Consider the following 17,688-nt stretch of genomic DNA (forward strand, 5'->3'; position numbering starts at 1 on the left):
CGCCTGCTCTGCAGGAGCGCGCTTGCGCGCGATCAGGCGTTGCCGATGACGCCTGATCGCGCGCAAGCGCGCTCCTGCAAGGCCAAGGCTCGTCGCTCACAGAGAGCGGTCCAGGTGCGGCTCAGCCTTCGCCGAACAACTCCGCTTCCAGCGTCATCAGCGGTGCGGCGCCGCTGCGGATGGTGGCGGCATGGGTCAGCGTGCGCGGCAGGATGCGGGCGAAGTAGAAGCGCGCAGTCTCGCGCTTGGCACGCTTGAAGTCCTCGCCATGCGCCGATGCATCGGCCGCAGCCACGCTGCGTGCCCACCAATACGCCAGCACCACGTAGCCCGAATAAAACAGGTAGTCGTAGCTCGCAGCGCCGAGTTCGTCCGGATTGCGCGCGGCGCGATCGAGCACATCGCGGGTCAGCATCGCCCATTCGCTGCACTTGTCGCGCAGCGGCTTGATGAACTCAGCCAGCGCCGCATTGCCGTCCTGCGCATTGGCGAAGGTTTCCACATCGGCCAGGAACAGCTTCAGCCCGGCGGCCTGGCTGGCGGCAGTCTTGCGGCCGATCAGGTCCAGCGCCTGGATGCCGGTGGTGCCTTCGTAGATGGTGGTGATGCGCGCGTCGCGGGCCAGCTGCTCCATGCCGTATTCGCGGATGTAGCCGTGGCCGCCGAAGCACTGCAGCGCGTGGTAGGTGTTCTCGATCGACCATTCGGTCTGGCAAGCCTTGGAGATCGGGGTGAGAAAGCTCACCAGGGTCTCGGCATCGGCGCGTTCCTGTTCGCTGCCGCCGCGGTGCGACACGTCGACCAGACTGGCGGCGTGCAGCGCCAGCAGGCGGCTGCCTTCGGTCAGCGATTTGATGGTCAGCAGCATGCGGCGCACGTCCGGGTGCACGATGATCGGGTCGGCCGGCTTGTCGGGGAACTTGGCGCCGCTGAGCGCGCGCGATTGCAGGCGCTCGCGGGTGTAGCGCAGGGCGTTCTGATAGGCGCGCTCGGACAGTCCGATGCCTTGCAGGCCCACGCTCAGGCGCGCGGTGTTCATCATCGTAAACATGGCCTGCAGGCCCTTGTGCGGTTGGCCGACCAGATAGCCTTGTGCGCCTTCGAAGTTCATCACGCAGGTCACCGAGCCCTTGATGCCCATCTTGTGCTCGATGGAGCCGCAGTGCAGTGCGTTGCGCTCGCCCACGGTGCCGTCGCGGTCCACCTTGAACTTGGGGGTGACGAACAGCGAAATGCCCTTGGCACCGGCAGGCGCGTCGGGCAGCTTGGCCAGCACCAGGTGCACGATGTTGTCGGTGAGGTCGTGCTCGCCGGCGGTGATGAAGATCTTGGTGCCGGTGATGGCATAGCTGCCATCGGTGTTGGGTTCGGCGCGGGTCTTGAGCAGGCCCAAGTCGGTGCCGCAATGCGGCTCGGTCAGGCACATGGTGCCGGTCCAGCGGCCGTCGATCAGCGGCTTGAGGAACACGTCCTGCTGCCAGGTTTCGCCGTGCTGGCGCAGCGCTTCCATCGCACCATGCGACAGCAGCGGGAAGTTGCCCCAGGCCAGGTTGGCGGCATTGATCATTTCGCTCAGCGGCACGCCCAGCGTATGCGGCATGCCCTGGCCGCCGAATTGCGGTTCGGCAGTCAGGCCGTTCCAGCCGCCTTCCACGAACTGGTCGTAGGCAGCGCGGAAGCCGGGCGGGGTGGTCACCGCACGGGTGCTCTTGTCGAACGCGCAACCGATCTCGTCGCCTACGCTGTTAAGTGGCGCCAGCACCTGCGAGGTAAAGCGGCCAGCTTCTTCGAGCACGGCGTCGATGATGTCGGTGCTGGCATCGGCGTAGCCGAGCCTGGCGAACAAGGCGTGCGCGCCGAGCACGTCGTGCAGGGCGAAGCGGAAGTCGGTCAGTGGGGCGCTGTAGCTGCTCATGCGGGATCCTTGCAAAGAGGGTGCAGAAGGCGCGCGCGTTAGCGCAGCACGCCGTTGAGGCCGGGGGCCGGGCTGAGCGTGTTGCGCGATTGCACAGCGAACTCGCGTTGTTTCTTGTCCTGCGGAGTAGCCCATACCGTGCCCTTGAGCGTGTACGGAAACGAGCGGCCGCCGGCCAGAACATCGGCCACGGTGATGCGGCCCAGCGAGGTCGGTTGCAGGGTGACGGTGACCACGTCGGCGGTTTCCGGGCCGATCGACATGCCGACTGCCTGGTCGAGCTTGCCGGCCAGTTGGTCTTCCACGGAGATTTCCAGCGCCACGCGTTCGAACTGCATCGGAATGCTGCTGTAGTTCTGCAGCCGCAGGTCCACCGACCAGGAGCCATCGGCACGCACGGTCAGTTGCTGAATGCTGGCGGCCGGCTCGGACACCCGACGCACCGCGCCGCCGCAGGCGCTCAGCAGCAGCCCGCAGGCCAGCGACACAAGAAGAAGGCGATAGGCACGACGCATGTACTCGGGTCCTTGGCGGAATGAGGCGGTGCCAAGAATACTACGCAGTACGGTCGCTGCCTCTGAGCACGCGCGGCGTCGGTGGCGGCTTAGCGGGCTAGGTCGTGGGCAAGCCTCACAACAACGGCGCGGCCACGATCAGCGGTGATAGGTCGTAGCCCATTTCAGTCGCCTGCGCCTTAAGCCGTTCGAGCTGCGCGCGCTGCATCTGTGGCGAGCGCGACAGGATCCACAGGTATTTGCGATCCGGCTCGCCGACCATTGCCCATTGATACTCAGGGTCGAGCGCGATGACCCAATAGTCGGCCCACACCAGCGGTAACCAACCCAGCCATTCCGGCGCAAAGCGCACCTGTAACTGTCCCGGCTGGCCTTCGACCGGGCGCGCCACGCCGTCGGCCTGGGTCAGGCTGCCATCGGCGGTGCGGCAGCCATTGCGCACTCCGATCAAGCCATCGTCGCGCAAGGTGTAGCTGGCGGTAATGTCGCTGCGGCACTTCTTCTGGAACGACACCGGCAGGTGCGCAATCTCGTGCCACTGGCCGGCGTAGCGCGAGATATCCAGCTGCGGCACCGCACGCACCGGCTGTTGTGCAAACGCTGTCAGCGGCATTAGGGCGATGAAGGACAACAGCAGGCGGGGCAGGCGCATGACAGTCTCCGGTGGACGCATGCAGGCTAGGTCATGCACCCCGCCGCGCGGCGTGAACCGGTGCAAGAAACGCGGCGCCGACAGCGGGCAGCAACAAAGTTGGCCGCAACGCTTGCCCAAACTGCGCCTGCTCGCTATAGTGCGCGTCCTCGCAACGCAGGCATTGTGTTGCAGGTTAAGTGGCCGAGTAGCTCAGTTGGTAGAGCAGGGGATTGAAAATCCCCGTGTCGGCGGTTCGATTCCGTCCTCGGCCACCATTTCCAAGCCTTCGTTCGCAAGGCTTCCCGGGTATCACCGGATCCGTTGCTCCCTGTGACTCGCTCGATTGCACCCACGGTGTGTATTTGCCCGTGTTATGTGCGCGGTGGCAACGCTGGGCTAGTCGCGCGTGGACGCAGACTTGGGTGTCCGTTTGGCATGGCTAGGCATCTGCATAGTTCGGTGATGCGCGCGATGCAATCGATTTCCACGCCGTCTTCAAATGCGCGTGGCGATACTGTGCGCATGACGCACAAGACACTTCGACGCACCTTGATCCACGGCTACTGCGGTGAATTTCGCGTGGAGACCCTGGAAAGCCAGGCGCCTGGCGCGACGCAGTGGCTCTCGACCGCGTTTGTCTACCACCGCGACCGCGCCGCGCCCGTAGCCACGATCGAGGGCGCAGGGCAGGGGGAGTACCGTGGCGACGCGCGCGAGCAGGCGCTGCGCGTGGGCTCCTGTCTGGCTGAGTTTCTCGACCCCAAGGAATACCGCAGCTGCGCGCTGAAACGCAGTTGAGGACTCGCGAGCGTTTTGCGACTGAACTGCGTTTGTTGTGTGGCGGCGGAACACAACGACCGCGCGGGCGGAGGCAGCGTGCAATTGCTGTGGCGACGTGCGACGCGTTGCATGCGCCGCAGTGAGTGAAATGCCGCCTTCAATCTTGGGCATGGCCTATCGCAATCACTCGTTGTGCGGATGCGGTTCAGGCCTCTGCACAGAATCCGGTAGCAGTCATGATCAAAGTCGCCAGGCGCGGCCTTCCGTTCGCGCGCAGCAGTCAACGAGATGATGCTGCCCAGCGAGTGCCGGTCGCGCAGCACATGAACTGGCGCAGCCGCGCGCTTTGTATCTTCAGCACCCCGGCACCAGGAAACGGCGAAGGGCCTGCCCTAGATGCTGAAGGGCAGCGCATAGACGCTCTTCGTGGTCGCCAAGCATCTGGGCACCGTAGCAGGCGCCCAACAGGATGTTGGCGCACTCCTGCGCACGCGCTGCGGGCGTGCGTCGAAGAGGCCGTTCTGCCTCTTGCCGCTGCATGCCACGCGTCACCGCCGGCATGGCCCGCTATGCTGGCAGCCTCGATGCAGACAGGACATGGCAATGACGACACGGTGCGGTTGGTGTGCAGCAGCGATGGTCATCGCGACGGCAATGGCGATGCCAGCTGCCGCCGCCACGTTGCCCGCGGGTGCCGTCAAATTACTGCCTGCCGGGCAATCGGTGATGCGTGTCGCCAGCGCAGATCTCACCGGCGATGGCCGGCAGGATTATGTCGTCGCGTTACGCGCCTCCGCAGAAGATGCGCTGCGGGCCAATGGCCGAGCAGCGCCGCCGCGCACGTTGCTGGTGCTGGTTGCGGACGCGGACGGTCGTTTTGTCGAAGCCGCACGCAACACACGGGTGATCTTCAAGGCCGACGAAGGCGGGCAGTGCGATCCGTTTCTGGACAGCGACCAGGGCCTGTTCGCGAAGGGTGCGTATTTCACCGTGCAAAACGGAGTGGCGTGCGGCCAGCATTGGACCGACTACATCACCTTTCGCTACGACCGCAGCCGCCGCGCCTTCGTGTTCCACAAGCGCGTGATCGAGGCGTGGGAAATCAACACCCAGGACACGCCCGATGCTGATGCGCTGCGCCTGAGCGAGCACAAGGAAATTGCCGCCGACCCGCGTCGGCCGGTATTGCTGTCGGCCTACACGCCCGTGTCGTGATGACGCAGCTGCGCGATCAGCCGCCTGCCGGCCACCAGTTGTCCATGTTGCGCCGGTAGACGAACAGGCGCGGCGCCTTGGCCACCTGCACCGAGGCCTGGCGTTCGCCGGCGATCAATGAAAAGCCGATGTCGGCCAGCATGCGCGACAGCGCATTGGCATTACCGCGGCCGGGGTCGCTGACGACGATCTCGCAAGACGGCTTGGCCAGCTCTGGGATCAACTTGGCCAGCATGGTGGCGTGGCGGGTTTCGTAGAGCACGTCGCTGGCGATGATCATGTCGAACTGGCCCATGTTCGGCCCGCTGGCGTCCCAGTCGAGACGGCGATACGGCACCGATGCCAGCGCATTGAGCGCAGCGTTGTAGGCCAGAAAGACTTCCGCCAGCGGGTGATAGTCGCTGGCAACCACATCGGCGCCGCGTCTGCGCAACACCAGACTCGCCAGGCCCAGGCCGCAGCCGAGCTCGAGGATGCGCTTGCCTTCGATGGGGCGCGTGGCCATGGCCTCAGCCAGCAACTGGCCAGCGGGCCAGACCTGGCCGAACAAGCTCCATTGCGCCGATGAGATACCGGCATCGGCAGCGGTCTGATCGGGATCGGCGTACTGCTGCTTGTCAGCCAGCGCGCGGATGACGTAGGTCAGCTGCCCGAAGGTCAACTCGTGGATCTGGGTCTGATAGCCCGGCATGGCGACATCGCATGGTCGCCAGACAACGGCGCTGGCGTGAAAAGAACACGCGCCGGTACAGCCGGAACCGACCGTCAAGCGCAAGAGCTGCGTGGTGCCCGTGCATGCTACGGCAAAACGACCGATGCACCTGCCTGCCAATGCTGGCCCGCCGTGCCTTCATTACCCCGCTTTCAGCAAGCGACGGCTCACAACGACGCACTTGCATGCAAGCCGGTGCCTGTGACTATGGTCGCCGCATTCCACGGGCAAGGTGCGGCGATGAAGAACTGGATATTTCTGGCAATCGCGATCTGCGCAGAGGTCACCGCCACGGCGGCGCTCAAATCGAGCGAAGGCTTCACGCGCATGTGGCCATCGCTGCTCACTGTGCTGGGCTACGGCATTTCGTTCTATTTCCTGGCAATGACGCTGCGCGTGATCCCGGTCGGAATCGCCTACGCCATGTGGTCGGGCGCGGGCATCGTGTTGATTTCGCTGGTGGCCTGGGCCTTGCACGGACAACGGCTGGATGCGCCGGCGCTGCTGGGCATGGGGCTGATCGTGGCCGGTGCGGTGGTCATCAACGTGTTTTCGAAGGTGGCGCCGCATTAGCGCGTGCCGCGTACCGCGCGCCGGGTTGCAATGGGGGCCCGGCCGTAGGGAAAAAGGCTGATGGATGTGACGAATCGCATCACCTGGCCCAGCTAGACTGTGGCCACGGGAATGGCCCCGCGGAGCACATCACTTGAACGATCCCGGTAACGGAGAGCTACGGGCACCTCACATCAGCGAATCTCGCAGCCTGCCTGTGGAGAAGCATCGCTCGGATATCTTTTTTGCCGCGGTGGAGACCACGCGGATGCCGATGACGGTCACCGACCCGCACCTGCCCGACAATCCGATCGTGTTCGCCAACCGGGCGTTCCTGGAGATGACCGGGTATTCGGCCGAGGAGATCATCGGCAACAACTGCCGTTTCCTGCAGGGTCCGGAGACCGATCCGGCCAGCGTGCAGGACGTGCGCGAGTCCATCGAGCAACGCCGCGAATTTGCCACCGAGGTGCTGAATTACCGCAAGGATGGCTCGTCGTTCTGGAACGCGCTGTTCGTCTCGCCGGTGTTCGACGAGCAAGGCAACCTGGTCTACTTCTTCGGTTCGCAGCTGGACGTGAGCCGTCGCCGCGATGCCGAGGACGCCTTGCGCCAGGCGCAGAAGATGGAAGCGCTGGGGCAGTTGACCGGCGGCATCGCGCACGATTTCAACAATCTGCTGCAGGTAATGTCCGGGCATCTGGAAGTGATCCAGATGATGGTCTCCGGCGATGCCGCCAGGAATGCCGAACGCATCGCCTTCAGCGCCGAACATGCCGCAACCGCCGCGGCCAAGGCGGCCACCCTGACCCAGCAATTGCTGGCGTTTTCGCGCAAGCAGAAATTGCGGGGCCGGGTGGTCAATCTCAATGGCCTGGTGTCGGGCATGAACAACATGGCCGAGCGCACGCTGGGGGGCGGCATCAGCCTGCGGCAGTCGCTGGAAGAGGGGCTGTGGAACTGCCAGATCGACACCACCCAGGCCGAAGTGGCGCTGTTGAACGTGCTGATCAATGCGCGCGATGCGATGGCGCAGTGCGAGCGCAAGGAAGTGACCGTGCAGACCCAGAACGTGGAAATCACCAGCCATGATCTGGCCATGCACCACCAGTTGGCGCCGGGCCGCTACGTGAGCATTGCCGTCAGCGACACTGGCTCGGGCATGCCGCCGGAGGTGACCAGCCGCGTCATGGAGCCGTTCTTTACCACCAAGGACGAGGGCCAGGGCACGGGACTGGGTCTGTCGATGGTGTACGGCTTCGTCAAGCAGTCCGGCGGCACCGTGCGCATCTACAGCGAAGTGGGCGAAGGCACCACGGTGCGGCTGTATTTCCCCGCATCCAACGAGTTCGAGAACGACCTGCAGGCCGTCAAGAGCCGTGCCATCGACAAGGGCGGCAGCGAAACCATCCTGGTGGTGGAAGACAAACAGGACGTGGCGGTAGTGGCCAGGATGTTCCTGGAAAACGCCGGTTACCGCATCCTCTCCGCAGCCAGTGGGCGTGAGGCGATCGAGTTACTCGAGCAACATCCGGACGTGGATGCGCTGTTCACCGACCTGATCATGCCCGGCGGCATGAACGGCGTGGTGCTCGCGCGCGAAGCACGCCGCCTGCTGCCCAGGATCAAGGTGTTGCTCACGACCGGTTATGCCGACGCCAGCATCCAGCGCACCGACGTGGGCGGGGCGGAATTCGACGTGGTCAACAAGCCCTACACGCAAAAGGAATTGCTCAAGCGCATCCGCATGTTGCTGGACGGGCCGACCGGCGTAGGCTGAGGACGTCTTGCATCTTGCACCCTGCGATGCCGCTGTTGCAGGCGGCATCGCAGGGCGATTGGTGCTGGATTTCGAGACTTCTTTAGTCCGTCGGATCAGCGCATGGATCAGCGGTAGGCAGTGAAGAATCTTGATCGAAGCTCATAGCAATGGAGGCTGCTGCCCATCTGCCACGCTGGATCAACTATGCGGTGCGCAGCCCGTTGGTAAAGCCGCCGACGCCAGCGCGCGCCGCCGATACGTCGAACACGTCTCTCGATGGCCTGACCTTCGCAGGTAATCCGCGCGACAGGTCGCAGGTCCGTCGATCAGTTCATATGCGCAGAGGAGTATCCGGGGAGTGGGAAACCGTTTGTGCGAATCCCAACGCCTCAATCCCGAATCCTGGTTTTCAACCTACTCCTCACCAAGCGGTGCCACATACCCATCAGGTTTGTCGGCATTGCGCTCGAACAGGAACTTCTGCAGTTCGGCCTCGAGAAAGGCGCGATGTTTGGGGTCGCGCGGCGATAGCCGGTTTTCGTTGATCAGCATGGTCTGGTGCGCCAGCCATGCCTGCCACGCGCTCTTGCCGATCTGCGCGAAGATGCGCTGGCCGAGTTCGCCGGGATACGGCACGAAATCCAGGCCGTCGGTATCGCATTGCTGGTACTGGCAGAACACGGTGCGGGACATGCGAATTCCTTTGAGGCGTGCTTAGAGCGTGTCGAGCAACTTGCGGATCGGCGCCGGCAGGCCCAGCGCTCCGAGATCGGCGCGGGCGACCCAACGCAGATCGTCATTGTCGCGCACCGACGCACGCAGTGCGACCTTGCGTAGGCGCAACGGCTGCAGATGCAGGCGATAGTGGCTGAAGGTGTGCACGATCGGCGGCATCGCATCGGCGCGTTCGTAGCTGCCATCGATGGATCTGTCGAACCAGGCGCGCATGCCGCTGTCGGTGTCGGCCTGCGGCAGCGTCCACAGCGAGGCCCAGATGCCGGTGGGTGGGCGGCGCTGCAGCAGGATCTCGCCTTGGGCGTTTTCCAGCAGCAGGGCGGTCGCTTCGCGCTCGGGCAGGACCTTGCCCGGTTTGGGCGTCGGCAGCGCATCCACCAGGCCCTCGCGGCGGGCGACGCAGGCATCCTGCAGCGGGCACAGCACGCACGCCGGTTTGGCGCGGGTGCACAGGGTGGCGCCGAAATCCATCTGCGCCTGGGTGTAGTCGGCCAGGCGGCCGTCGGGCACATGCGCGACATGGGTTGTCGCCAGCTGCCACAGCTGCTTTTCGATGGCCGGCAGGCCGGGATAGCCGGCAATGCCATGTAAACGCGTCATGACGCGTTTGACGTTGCCATCCATGATGGGGAAACGGTCGTTCCACGCCTGGCTCAGGATCGCACCGGCGGTGCTGCGGCCGATGCCCGGCAGCGCGAGCAATGCATCGAAGTCGTGCGGCAATTCGCCACCATGCAGGGCGAGGCATTGTTTGGCAGCGGCATGCAGATTGCGTGCGCGGGCGTAGTAGCCCAGCCCGGCCCAATGCGCCATCACGGTGTCGTTGTCGGCCGCAGCCAGATCGGCCAACGCAGGGAAGCGCGCCACGAACTTGTTGAAGTACGGAATGACCACTGCAACCTGGGTCTGCTGCAGCATGATTTCCGACAGCCAGACGCGATACGGCGCGCGCGGATGCTGCCAGGGCAGGTCGTGACGGCCGTGGCCGTCGAACCAGTGCAGCAGCGGGGCGACAAAGGCGTCAGCGGATGAAGCGGCGAGATCTGCGGGCATGAGGTCTGCTGGCGATAAAGGAGGGCGGTGCCGGGCACAAGCGCGATGTTGCGGTGGCGAGCTCAGCGCAGTGGAAACGCCATGCCGACCAGGCACTGCTGACAGAAAAAGCCTTCGTCGCCAGTCCAATGCGGTGCCCGAGGTGCGTGGTACCAAGACACCGCCGCATCGCTGCACTGCGTTGCACGTAACGAGGCGGGCATGGGGCGCGCGAACTCCAGCACGCGGTTGGCATGCGACCAGCCGTGCGATACCTGCTGCACCGTGCAGCCGGCCTGCAGCGCGCTTGCGGACAGGGACTGCAGGTGCGGGCAGGCGTCAGCCACTCAGCTGCCCAAGGCTTCCGGCAGCAAGGCGTCGACGAAGGCGACCGGGTCGAACACGCGCAGATCTTCCGGGCGTTCGCCGATGCCGGCAAACCGGATCGGAATATTGAACTCGCGGGCCAGTGCGAACACCACGCCGCCCTTGGCGGTGCCATCGAGTTTGGTCACGACCAGGCCGGTGACGCCCACCGCAGCATGGAACTGGCGCAGCTGCGAAATGGCGTTCTGGCCGGTGGTGCCATCGATCACCATCAATACTTCATGCGGTGCGGCGGGGTCGATCTTGCCGAGCACGCGGCGGATCTTGCCCAGCTCGTTCATCAGCCCGGTCTGGGTGTGCAGGCGGCCGGCGGTGTCGGCGATCAACACGTCGGTGCCGCGTGCCTTGGCGGCCTGCAACGCGTCGAACGCCACCGAGGCGGCATCGGCGTTCTGCCCTTGCGCGATCACCGCCACGCCATTGCGATCGCCCCAGGCCTGCAACTGCGCCACGGCGGCGGCGCGGAAGGTGTCGCCGGCGGCCAGCATCAGGCTATTGCCCTCATCCTTGAAACGCTTGGCCAGCTTGCCGATGGTGGTGGTCTTGCCGACGCCGTTGACGCCGACGGTGAGGACCACGAACGGCTTGAGCGAACGGTCGATGACCAGCGGCTTGGAGACCGGCTGCAGCAGCGCGATGAGATCGCTGCGCAGGGCCTTGAACATCGCCTGTGCATCGACGAATTCGCGCGATTTCATGCGTTTGCGCAGGCCTTCGATCAACGCGGTGGTGGCGCCGATGCCGACGTCGGCGGTGATCAGCGCGGTTTCGATTTCATCCAGCAGGTCGTCGTCGAGCTTGGGGTTGCGCGAGAACAGGCCGCCGAAGCTGCGGGCGAAGGTGCTGTTGCGCAGCCGCTCGCGCCAGCCCGGTTTGCCGGCCGGTGCGGCAGGCAGCGCGTCGCGCTGGCCGACGATGCTGTCGCTGTCCTGGGTGGTCGGCAGTGGTGCGCTGACAATCGCCGGCGCGGTGACCGTCGGTGCGGCACTTGCCGGAGTTGCAGCAATTGGAGCTGCGGTAGCAGGTACAGCAGCGGCGGGTGCAGGCGTTGCGGACGGCGGAACGACGGCCACGGGCGTGGTGACCGGCGGTGCAACCACGGCAGGCGCCGCGTCAGGCGGCGTCGGTGTGGTCTGTGGCTGTCCCACCACCGGCGGCACCACCACAGTGACCTGCGCGCTTGGCGCGCTGGCGGCAATCGGGTCGGGTAGGGCCTGCAATGCGGTCGGCGCAGGCGCCGCCGGGGCTGCAGGTGTGCTCGGAACGGCAGCAATGCTCTGCGCTTGGCCTGTGCGTGCAGCGATCTCCTGCGCAAGCTGGTCGGCAGGCGTTGCGGCAGGTGGCGGCGCAGCGCCCGATGCAGGTGCTGCAGGGTCGGTACGCGCCGCAGCGGGAGTGGCTGGAGCGACAACCGGCGCTGCGGCTGTGTCTATGCCTGGTTCGGCATTGGGCATCGCCTCGACCGGCGATGCCGGGGGGGCGGCAGACGGCGCGGTAGGGAATGCGGCTGCCAGTTCTTCCAGGCTGTAGCGCGAGGTACGCGAGCTGTCGGGCGTGGTTGGCTTGTTGCGGCGAAAAAAGCTGGCCATTGGCAACGCGGTAGGGGAAACCGGAAATTCTATCATCCGGGCCTTCTGACGCCTTGACGCGCCCTTCAGCGCAGTACGTTGTGTGAGTGCATCGCATGGACCGCAGCGCCACTTGCGTAGCGACTCAGCTGCGGTCGCCAGCGCCAGGCGAATCCTGCCGAATTCGGCATTTTTTCCAGCGATGTGTCAATGCGGACTTCTGCGCCTATAACTGACCTTTCAGCGCACGGTAATCGCGTGGCGTCATGCCGACCGTGGCCTTGAACTGACGCGCAAAGGCGCTCTGGTCAGCAAAGCCGCAGCGCTGACCGATACTGGCGATGCTGTCGTCGCCGTACAACAGCCGCATCGCGGATTCGATGCGCAACTTGGTCAACAGTTGCTGCGGGGTGACCTGAAATACGCGGCGGAAGTGGCGTTCCAGCTGCGCCACCGATAGTCCGGCCAGGTCGGCAAGGCTTTGCACGCGCAGGTTGTCGCCGAAGTTGGCCTGCATGTGTTCCATCACCTGGCTCAAGCGTTCGTAAGCGGAGTGACGGCTGTCGGGCTGGCCCAAATCGCGCGAGATGCCGACCACGCCGATCACCTCATTGGCCTCGCATAGCGGGCGTTTGAAGGTCAGGCACCAGCCCGGCAGGCGATTGGGATACAGGTGCACTTCGAGCTGGTTATCGATGAGCTCGCCGCATAGCACGCGGCGGTCCTGCATCATGTAGCTTCCGCCCAGCGGCAAGGGGAACACTTCCAGCGGCGAACGGCCGATGATCTCGCTGCGCAGCTTGCGCCCCAGCCGGCGCACCAGGGTCAGGTTGCAGTGGGTGTAGCGGCCCTCACTGTCCTTGATGAAGAACACCACATCCGGCAGTGCGTCGAACAGCGTCTGCATTTCCAGGGCGGGCAGGTTGAGGTCCATCAGGGTCATGGTAGCGGTCACGATTAGACGGCTGCACGAATGTGCAACCCAGCGATGATCCTAGCGCAAACGCGCGGCTGTGATTCGGGTTGGCCATTGTGCAGATTTCCGCATTTCCAATTCGCATTGGACGCTAGTCGTCCGCAGGCTGGCAGTGGGAGCATGGGGCATGCACACCATCGACGTCATCGACTCCCATACAGCCGGCGAGCCTACCCGCGTGGTCCTTTCCGGCTTCCCCGACCTGGGCGATGGCGACCTGGCGCAATGCCGTGAGCGCTTCCGCAGCGGGTTCGACCATTGGCGCAGCGCCATCGCCTGCGAACCGCGTGGGTCGGACACCATGGTGGGCGCCCTCTTGCTGCCGCCGCGCGACCCGAGCGCCTGCACCGGGGTGATCTTCTTCAATAACGTGGGCTATCTGGGCATGTGCGGGCACGGCACCATCGGGGTGGTACGCACCCTGGCCGAGCTGGGGCGCATCACGCCGGGCCAGCACCGGATCGAGACGCCGGTGGGTACGGTCGGGGTGGCGCTGGCCGAGGACGGCACGGTGTCGGTGGACAATGTCGAGAGCTATCGCGTTGCCAGCGGCGTGGAGGTCGAGGTGCCGGGGCATGGCCAGGTGCGTGGCGACGTGGCCTGGGGCGGCAATTGGTTCTTCATTACCGAGCAAGCGCCGTGTGCGCTGGATCTTGCGCATCAGCGCGAGCTGACCGCCTATACCGAAGCCATCCGGCTGGCCCTGGAAGCGGCCGGTCTCACTGGCGAGGCCGGTGGCGAGATCGACCATATCGAAATCAACGGCAGCGCACCGGACGGCAGTGGCGTGGCCCGCAATTTCGTGCTGTGCCCGGGTTTGGCCTACGACCGCTCGCCGTGCGGCACCGGTACCAGCGCCAAGCTGGCGTGTCTGGCGGCCGACGGCAAGCTGGGCGAAGGCGAGCGCTGGGTGCAGCAAGGCATCCTGGGCAGCGCCTTCGAAGGCAGTTATCGCCTGAGCGGGCGCGGCATTGCCCCGCGCATCAGCGGGCAGGCGTACATCACGGCACGCTCGCAACTGGTGATCGACCCGTCCGACCCGTTCGCCTGGGGCATCGTGCCCTGATGGAAGCAGTGCGGCCCGCGCCGGTGGTTGCGTCGGCCATGCCGTCGGCCGATGCGGTGGCGGCTGCAATTGCAAAAACGTCTACGGCGCTGCCTGATTCGGCATCGGTGCCTGGCTTGGGTGCCGACGCCGAATCCGGCTTCGCAACGTCTGCCGCGTCCACGCGACGCAGTTACGACCTGATCGTGATCGGCGCCGGCATCGTGGGCGCAGCCTGCGCCGAAGCCGCGGCGGGCGAGGGCCTGCGCGTGGCAATCGTCGAGCCGGGGCCGATCGGCGGTGGCTCCACCGCAGCGGCGATGGGGCACTTGGTGGCGATGGACGACGACCCGGCCGAGCTCGCGTTGTCGGCGTATTCGCTGCGTCTGTGGGAGCGCTTCGCCACGCTGAGCGAAGCGGAATTCAGTCGCTGCGGCACGCTGTGGGTGGCCCGCGATGCGCGCGAACTGGCGGCGGTGCCGGCCAAGATCGCGCGCTTGGCAACCGCCGGCCTGCATGCCGAAGCGATCGATGCGGCGCAACTGTACGCGCTGGAACCACAGCTGGTACCAGGCCTGGCTGGTGGCATGCGCGTGCCCGATGAAGCGGTGGTGTACCCACCGCGGGTAGCGCGGCATTTGGTGAGCCTGGCCGGCAAGTCTGGCGCGCGGCTGTTTGCCGGCCGTCGCGTGGCGCAGCTGCAGGAGCATGCGGTGCGTCTGGACGATGGGCAGGTGCTCTCGGGGCCGGTGTTGGTTGCCAGCGGTGTGGCCTTGCCGCAGTTGCTGCCTGAGCTGGCCGTGCGCCCGCGCAAAGGGCACCTGGTGATCACCGACCGACATCCTGGATTGATCCGGCATCAGTTGCTGGAACTGGGCTATGCGGATTCGGCGCATGGTGCCGACGACACCAGCGTGGCCTTCAATGTGCAGCCACGGCCCACCGGGCAGATTCTGATCGGCTCGTCGCGCCAGTTCGGCGAGCACGATCGCACCTTGTCGATGCCGGTGCTGCAGCAGATGTTGCAACGCGCGTTCGCGTACCTGCCGGTGCTGCGCGAGTTGCAGGCGATTCGCGTATGGACCGGTTTGCGCCCCGCCACGCCAGACGGGCGCCCGTATTTAGGGGCGGTGCCCGGACGGCAGGATGTGTGGGTGGCTGCCGGTCACGAGGGGCTAGGGGTCACCACCGCGCTGGGGAGCGCGCGGGTGATCGTGGATGGCCTGCTCGGGCGCACCCCGGCCATCGACCCGGCGCCGTATGCACCGGCGCGTGCCATGCAAGGTGCGCCCGCATGAGCGCGACGGTGCGTCTGCACGTGGATGCGCAGTTGGTCGAAGTGCCGGCCGGTGCCAGCGTGGCGGCGGCCGTGGCGCTGACCACGCTGCAGTTTCGGCAATCGAGTAGTGGACAAGCGCGCGCGCCGTTATGCGGCATGGGCGTGTGCTTCGAATGCCGCGTGCGCATCGATGGTGTCGGTCAGCAACGCGCGTGCCTGGTGGACGCGCGCGAAGGCATGCAGGTGCGTACCGATGGTTGAGCGCGTGCTGCATTTCGATGTCCTGGTGATCGGCGCCGGCCCGGCCGGGCTGGCAGCGGCGCAGGCGGCGGCCAGCCAAGGTGTACGCGTGGGCATCGTGGACATGCAGCCGCGTGCCGGCGGTCAGGTATGGCGCAGCGACGTGCAACACGGTGCGCCAGCCGATGCGCGCGCGCTGTTGCAGCAGGTGGCGGGCAACGCAGCGATCACGGTGTTGATGCGCACGCAAATTCTGCTGGCGCAACCGGGCTGGCTACTGGCGGATGGTCCGGACGGCACGCTGCAACTGCATTACGCCGCGTTGGTGCTGGCCACCGGTGCGCGCGAATTGCTGCTGCCGTTTCCAGGATGGACCTTGCCTGGCGTCACCGGTGCCGGCGCGGCGCAGGCGCTTGCGAAGCAGGGGTGGCCGCTCAGCGGCAAGCGTGTGCTGGTGGCCGGCAGTGGCCCTTTGCTGTTGGCCAGTGCGGCGACATTGCAACGGCATGGCGCACGGGTGCTCGGCATCCACGAACAAACCTCGGCAGCGGCGTTGCGCAAGTTCGCGCTGCAATTGTGGCGCTGGCCTGGTAAGGCCGCGCAGGCCGCGGCGCTGCGCCTGCAGCTGCGTGCAGTGGCGTATCGCGCCGGCAGCGTTGTGGTTGCCGCGCATGGCGACACGCAGCTGCGCGAAGTCGAACTCGACGGTCCCACCGGCCGCATGCGGATTGCCTGCGATCAATTGGCGGTGGGCTATGGCCTGGTGCCCAACACCGAGCTTGCGCAATTGCTGGGTTGCCAGCTGCAGGCATACGGTGCGCACCAGCAGGTGCAGGTGGATGCGCTGCTACGCACCAGTGTCACCCAGATATTTGCCGCCGGCGAAGCCTGCGGCATCGGCGGTCGCGATTGCGCATTGATTGAAGGTGCGATGGCCGGGCATATGGCCGCCGACGCGCCTGACGCGGCGCTGCGCCTGCAGCCACGGCGCCATGCTGCGCGTGCGTTTGCCGATCTGCTGCAGCAGCAATTCGCGCTGGACCCGCGCATCCGCACGCTGGCGCAAGCGGACACGCTGATCTGCCGCTGCGAAGACGTGCCGCTGGGCGCGCTGGACAGCTTCAACGATGCACGCGATGCCAAGCTCGCGTCGCGCTGCGGCATGGGCGCCTGCCAGGGTCGCATCTGCGGCAGCGCGCTGGCCGAACTGGGGCGTTGCCCGCCCGATCTTTCCACCGACGCCGGCCGCCGGCCGCCGTTGTTCCCGGTCCGCCTCGCGGCGCTGGCCGACTCGTTCACTTCCGACTCGCAAGGGAATCATCCATGAGCATTGCTGCGTTCTGGCACGGCGTGTTGCCAGCCATCACCACCCCGTTCACCGCCTCCGGTGAGATCGATCACGACTTTCTCGGCAAGCACGCCAATCAGTTGGTGGATGCCGGCTGCACCGCGATCGTGCCGCTGGGCTCGTTGGGCGAAGCCGCCACCTTGAGCGTGGAAGACAAGCTGGCGATCCTGCGCACGCTGGTCACCGCCCTGAACGGCCGCGTGCCGGTGGTGCCGGGTATCGCCAGCCTCGCCACTGGCGAAGCAGTGGCGCTGGCCAAGGCGGCCAAGGAGATCGGCTGCGGTGGCTTGATGGTGCTGCCGCCGTACGTGTATTCCACCGACTGGCGCGAGATGGGCGCGCATGTGCGCGCAGTGATCGCCGCCACCGATCTGCCGGTGATCCTGTACAACAACCCGGTTGCGTACAAGACCGACTTCGGCCCGGCGCAGATCGCCGAGCTGGCTGGCGAATTCCCGAACCTGCAGGCAGTGAAGGAATCTTCCGGCGATGTGCGCCGCTTCGCCGCGCTGCAGGAATTGCTGGGTGATCGCCTGGCGCTGCTGGTCGGCATGGACGATGCCATCGTCGAGGGCCTGAGCATGGGCGCCAAGGGCTGGATCGCTGGCCTGGTCAATGCGTATCCGAAAGAGTCGGTGCGCCTGTTCGAACTGGCGCGCGATGGCGGTTACCCGGCGGCCAAGGAGCTTTACCACTGGTTCCTGCCGCTGCTGCGTCTGGATACCGTGCCCACCTTCGTGCAGCTGATCAAACTGGTGCAGGCAAAGGTCGGCATGGGCAGCGAGCAGGTGCGTGCACCGCGCCTGGTGGTGGCCGGTGCCGAGCGCGATGCCGCGTTGAAGGTGATCGACCATGCGATCGCCACTGCGCCCAAATTGTCTTGAGGACGCAATGACGCTGCCATCGCACGCCGTGCCTGCGGATGAGTGCAGGGTGCGGGTTGCGCGAATTCGCACCACGCGCCCGACCTGCGCGTGGTGCGATGCGTCGGCC

Annotated in this window: 18 protein-coding genes and 1 tRNA gene; 10 read left to right on the plus strand and 9 right to left on the minus strand. The window is 65.8% G+C overall.

Annotated features, from left to right (window positions below):
* Positions 1-121 precede the first annotated feature (121 nt).
* The 3 genes from XpruCFBP8353_RS13715 to XpruCFBP8353_RS13725 form a co-directional block, all read right to left on the minus strand.
* Complete coding sequence (locus XpruCFBP8353_RS13715) at positions 122-1,915, minus strand: acyl-CoA dehydrogenase C-terminal domain-containing protein (protein WP_101363727.1); 1,794 nt, start codon at positions 1,913-1,915, stop codon at positions 122-124.
* A 38-nt stretch (positions 1,916-1,953) separates the two neighbouring features.
* Entirely contained in the window at positions 1,954-2,430 is a 477-nt protein-coding gene (locus XpruCFBP8353_RS13720) for an NDR1/HIN1-like protein (protein WP_101363728.1), read from the minus strand.
* 115 nt (positions 2,431-2,545) lie between these two features.
* Positions 2,546-3,082 carry a lipocalin family protein gene (locus tag XpruCFBP8353_RS13725; RefSeq protein WP_101363729.1) on the minus strand — a complete coding sequence of 179 codons (537 nt, stop codon included), beginning with the start codon at positions 3,080-3,082 and terminating at the stop codon, positions 2,546-2,548.
* Between the two features lie 181 nt (positions 3,083-3,263).
* Between XpruCFBP8353_RS13725 and XpruCFBP8353_RS13730 the strand changes: the two genes are divergently transcribed.
* The 3 genes from XpruCFBP8353_RS13730 to XpruCFBP8353_RS13745 all read left to right on the plus strand — a co-directional run bounded on the left by XpruCFBP8353_RS13730 (position 3,264) and on the right by XpruCFBP8353_RS13745 (position 5,059).
* A tRNA-Phe gene (locus XpruCFBP8353_RS13730) sits at positions 3,264-3,339 on the plus strand.
* A gap of 247 nt (positions 3,340-3,586) precedes the next feature.
* Positions 3,587-3,862: a hypothetical protein gene (locus tag XpruCFBP8353_RS13735; protein ID WP_101363997.1), complete on the plus strand. Its 276-nt coding sequence runs from the start codon at positions 3,587-3,589 to the stop codon at positions 3,860-3,862.
* Positions 3,863-4,498: 636 nt separating this feature from the next.
* The gene (locus XpruCFBP8353_RS13745) at positions 4,499-5,059 is read left to right on the plus strand and encodes a hypothetical protein (RefSeq protein WP_101363998.1); all 561 of its coding nucleotides are present in this window, start codon (positions 4,499-4,501) and stop codon (positions 5,057-5,059) included.
* A 16-nt stretch (positions 5,060-5,075) separates the two neighbouring features.
* Here the strand turns inward: XpruCFBP8353_RS13745 and XpruCFBP8353_RS13750 are convergent, their stop codons facing one another.
* The gene (locus XpruCFBP8353_RS13750; RefSeq protein ID WP_101363731.1) at positions 5,076-5,750 is read right to left on the minus strand and encodes a class I SAM-dependent methyltransferase; all 675 of its coding nucleotides are present in this window, start codon (positions 5,748-5,750) and stop codon (positions 5,076-5,078) included.
* Positions 5,751-6,011: 261 nt separating this feature from the next.
* Here XpruCFBP8353_RS13750 and XpruCFBP8353_RS13755 point away from each other — a divergent pair, with 261 nt between their 5' ends.
* Complete coding sequence (locus XpruCFBP8353_RS13755) at positions 6,012-6,344, plus strand: SMR family transporter (protein WP_101363732.1); 333 nt, start codon at positions 6,012-6,014, stop codon at positions 6,342-6,344.
* A gap of 133 nt (positions 6,345-6,477) precedes the next feature.
* The gene (locus XpruCFBP8353_RS13760) at positions 6,478-8,103 is read left to right on the plus strand and encodes a hybrid sensor histidine kinase/response regulator (RefSeq protein ID WP_101363733.1); all 1,626 of its coding nucleotides are present in this window, start codon (positions 6,478-6,480) and stop codon (positions 8,101-8,103) included.
* 396 nt (positions 8,104-8,499) lie between these two features.
* Here XpruCFBP8353_RS13760 and XpruCFBP8353_RS13765 read toward each other — a convergent pair whose 3' ends face one another.
* The 5 genes from XpruCFBP8353_RS13765 to XpruCFBP8353_RS13785 all read right to left on the minus strand — a co-directional run bounded on the left by XpruCFBP8353_RS13765 (position 8,500) and on the right by XpruCFBP8353_RS13785 (position 12,750).
* Positions 8,500-8,778: an oxidative damage protection protein gene (locus tag XpruCFBP8353_RS13765; RefSeq protein WP_101363734.1), complete on the minus strand. Its 279-nt coding sequence runs from the start codon at positions 8,776-8,778 to the stop codon at positions 8,500-8,502.
* A gap of 21 nt (positions 8,779-8,799) precedes the next feature.
* Positions 8,800-9,873, minus strand: coding sequence for an A/G-specific adenine glycosylase (gene mutY / locus XpruCFBP8353_RS13770; protein WP_101363735.1), 1,074 nt, complete (start codon positions 9,871-9,873; stop codon positions 8,800-8,802).
* Positions 9,874-9,935: 62 nt separating this feature from the next.
* Complete coding sequence (locus tag XpruCFBP8353_RS23840; protein WP_101363736.1) at positions 9,936-10,199, minus strand: hypothetical protein; 264 nt, start codon at positions 10,197-10,199, stop codon at positions 9,936-9,938.
* Positions 10,200-11,828 carry a signal recognition particle-docking protein FtsY gene (ftsY, locus tag XpruCFBP8353_RS13780; protein ID WP_101363737.1) on the minus strand — a complete coding sequence of 543 codons (1,629 nt, stop codon included), beginning with the start codon at positions 11,826-11,828 and terminating at the stop codon, positions 10,200-10,202.
* 205 nt (positions 11,829-12,033) lie between these two features.
* Complete coding sequence (locus XpruCFBP8353_RS13785; protein WP_007965956.1) at positions 12,034-12,750, minus strand: AraC family transcriptional regulator; 717 nt, start codon at positions 12,748-12,750, stop codon at positions 12,034-12,036.
* A 160-nt stretch (positions 12,751-12,910) separates the two neighbouring features.
* Here XpruCFBP8353_RS13785 and XpruCFBP8353_RS13790 point away from each other — a divergent pair, with 160 nt between their 5' ends.
* The 5 genes from XpruCFBP8353_RS13790 to XpruCFBP8353_RS13810 all read left to right on the plus strand — a co-directional run bounded on the left by XpruCFBP8353_RS13790 (position 12,911) and on the right by XpruCFBP8353_RS13810 (position 17,579).
* Positions 12,911-13,849, plus strand: a complete 939-nt coding sequence (locus XpruCFBP8353_RS13790; protein ID WP_101363738.1) for a proline racemase family protein — start codon at positions 12,911-12,913, stop codon at positions 13,847-13,849.
* 116 nt (positions 13,850-13,965) lie between these two features.
* Entirely contained in the window at positions 13,966-15,126 is a 1,161-nt protein-coding gene (locus XpruCFBP8353_RS13795) for an NAD(P)/FAD-dependent oxidoreductase (protein ID WP_207759650.1), read from the plus strand.
* Positions 15,123-15,368 carry a 2Fe-2S iron-sulfur cluster-binding protein gene (locus tag XpruCFBP8353_RS13800; RefSeq protein ID WP_101363739.1) on the plus strand — a complete coding sequence of 82 codons (246 nt, stop codon included), beginning with the start codon at positions 15,123-15,125 and terminating at the stop codon, positions 15,366-15,368. Before XpruCFBP8353_RS13795 ends, XpruCFBP8353_RS13800 begins: the two co-directional genes overlap by 4 nt.
* Positions 15,361-16,674: an NAD(P)/FAD-dependent oxidoreductase gene (locus tag XpruCFBP8353_RS13805; RefSeq protein WP_101363740.1), complete on the plus strand. Its 1,314-nt coding sequence runs from the start codon at positions 15,361-15,363 to the stop codon at positions 16,672-16,674. The genes XpruCFBP8353_RS13800 and XpruCFBP8353_RS13805 overlap by 8 nt, the downstream gene beginning before the upstream one ends.
* Positions 16,671-17,579, plus strand: coding sequence for a dihydrodipicolinate synthase family protein (locus tag XpruCFBP8353_RS13810; RefSeq protein ID WP_101363741.1), 909 nt, complete (start codon positions 16,671-16,673; stop codon positions 17,577-17,579). Before XpruCFBP8353_RS13805 ends, XpruCFBP8353_RS13810 begins: the two co-directional genes overlap by 4 nt.
* Positions 17,580-17,688 lie beyond the last annotated feature (109 nt).

The organism is Xanthomonas prunicola (assembly GCF_002846205.1).
In the GTDB taxonomy this organism is placed as follows: Bacteria; Pseudomonadota; Gammaproteobacteria; order Xanthomonadales; family Xanthomonadaceae; genus Xanthomonas; species Xanthomonas prunicola.

Excerpts from the sequence above, each read along its gene's own strand:
- XpruCFBP8353_RS13745 (WP_101363998.1), top strand. The coding sequence starts at position 4,499 with ATGGCGATGCCAGCTGCCGCCGCCACGTTGCCCGCGGGTGCCGTCAAA.
- XpruCFBP8353_RS13810 (WP_101363741.1), top strand. The coding sequence starts at position 16,671 with ATGAGCATTGCTGCGTTCTGGCACGGCGTGTTGCCAGCCATCACCACC.
- XpruCFBP8353_RS13805 (WP_101363740.1), top strand. The coding sequence starts at position 15,361 with ATGGTTGAGCGCGTGCTGCATTTCGATGTCCTGGTGATCGGCGCCGGC.
- XpruCFBP8353_RS13755 (WP_101363732.1), top strand. The coding sequence starts at position 6,012 with ATGAAGAACTGGATATTTCTGGCAATCGCGATCTGCGCAGAGGTCACC.
- XpruCFBP8353_RS13750 (WP_101363731.1), bottom strand. The coding sequence starts at position 5,750 with ATGCCGGGCTATCAGACCCAGATCCACGAGTTGACCTTCGGGCAGCTG.
- XpruCFBP8353_RS13725 (WP_101363729.1), bottom strand. The coding sequence starts at position 3,082 with ATGCGCCTGCCCCGCCTGCTGTTGTCCTTCATCGCCCTAATGCCGCTG.
- ftsY (WP_101363737.1), bottom strand. The coding sequence starts at position 11,828 with ATGGCCAGCTTTTTTCGCCGCAACAAGCCAACCACGCCCGACAGCTCG.
- XpruCFBP8353_RS13715 (WP_101363727.1), bottom strand. The coding sequence starts at position 1,915 with ATGAGCAGCTACAGCGCCCCACTGACCGACTTCCGCTTCGCCCTGCAC.
- XpruCFBP8353_RS13735 (WP_101363997.1), top strand. The coding sequence starts at position 3,587 with ATGACGCACAAGACACTTCGACGCACCTTGATCCACGGCTACTGCGGT.
- mutY (WP_101363735.1), bottom strand. The coding sequence starts at position 9,873 with ATGCCCGCAGATCTCGCCGCTTCATCCGCTGACGCCTTTGTCGCCCCG.
- XpruCFBP8353_RS13800 (WP_101363739.1), top strand. The coding sequence starts at position 15,123 with ATGAGCGCGACGGTGCGTCTGCACGTGGATGCGCAGTTGGTCGAAGTG.
- XpruCFBP8353_RS13790 (WP_101363738.1), top strand. The coding sequence starts at position 12,911 with ATGCACACCATCGACGTCATCGACTCCCATACAGCCGGCGAGCCTACC.
- XpruCFBP8353_RS13720 (WP_101363728.1), bottom strand. The coding sequence starts at position 2,430 with ATGCGTCGTGCCTATCGCCTTCTTCTTGTGTCGCTGGCCTGCGGGCTG.
- XpruCFBP8353_RS13765 (WP_101363734.1), bottom strand. The coding sequence starts at position 8,778 with ATGTCCCGCACCGTGTTCTGCCAGTACCAGCAATGCGATACCGACGGC.
- XpruCFBP8353_RS13785 (WP_007965956.1), bottom strand. The coding sequence starts at position 12,750 with ATGACCCTGATGGACCTCAACCTGCCCGCCCTGGAAATGCAGACGCTG.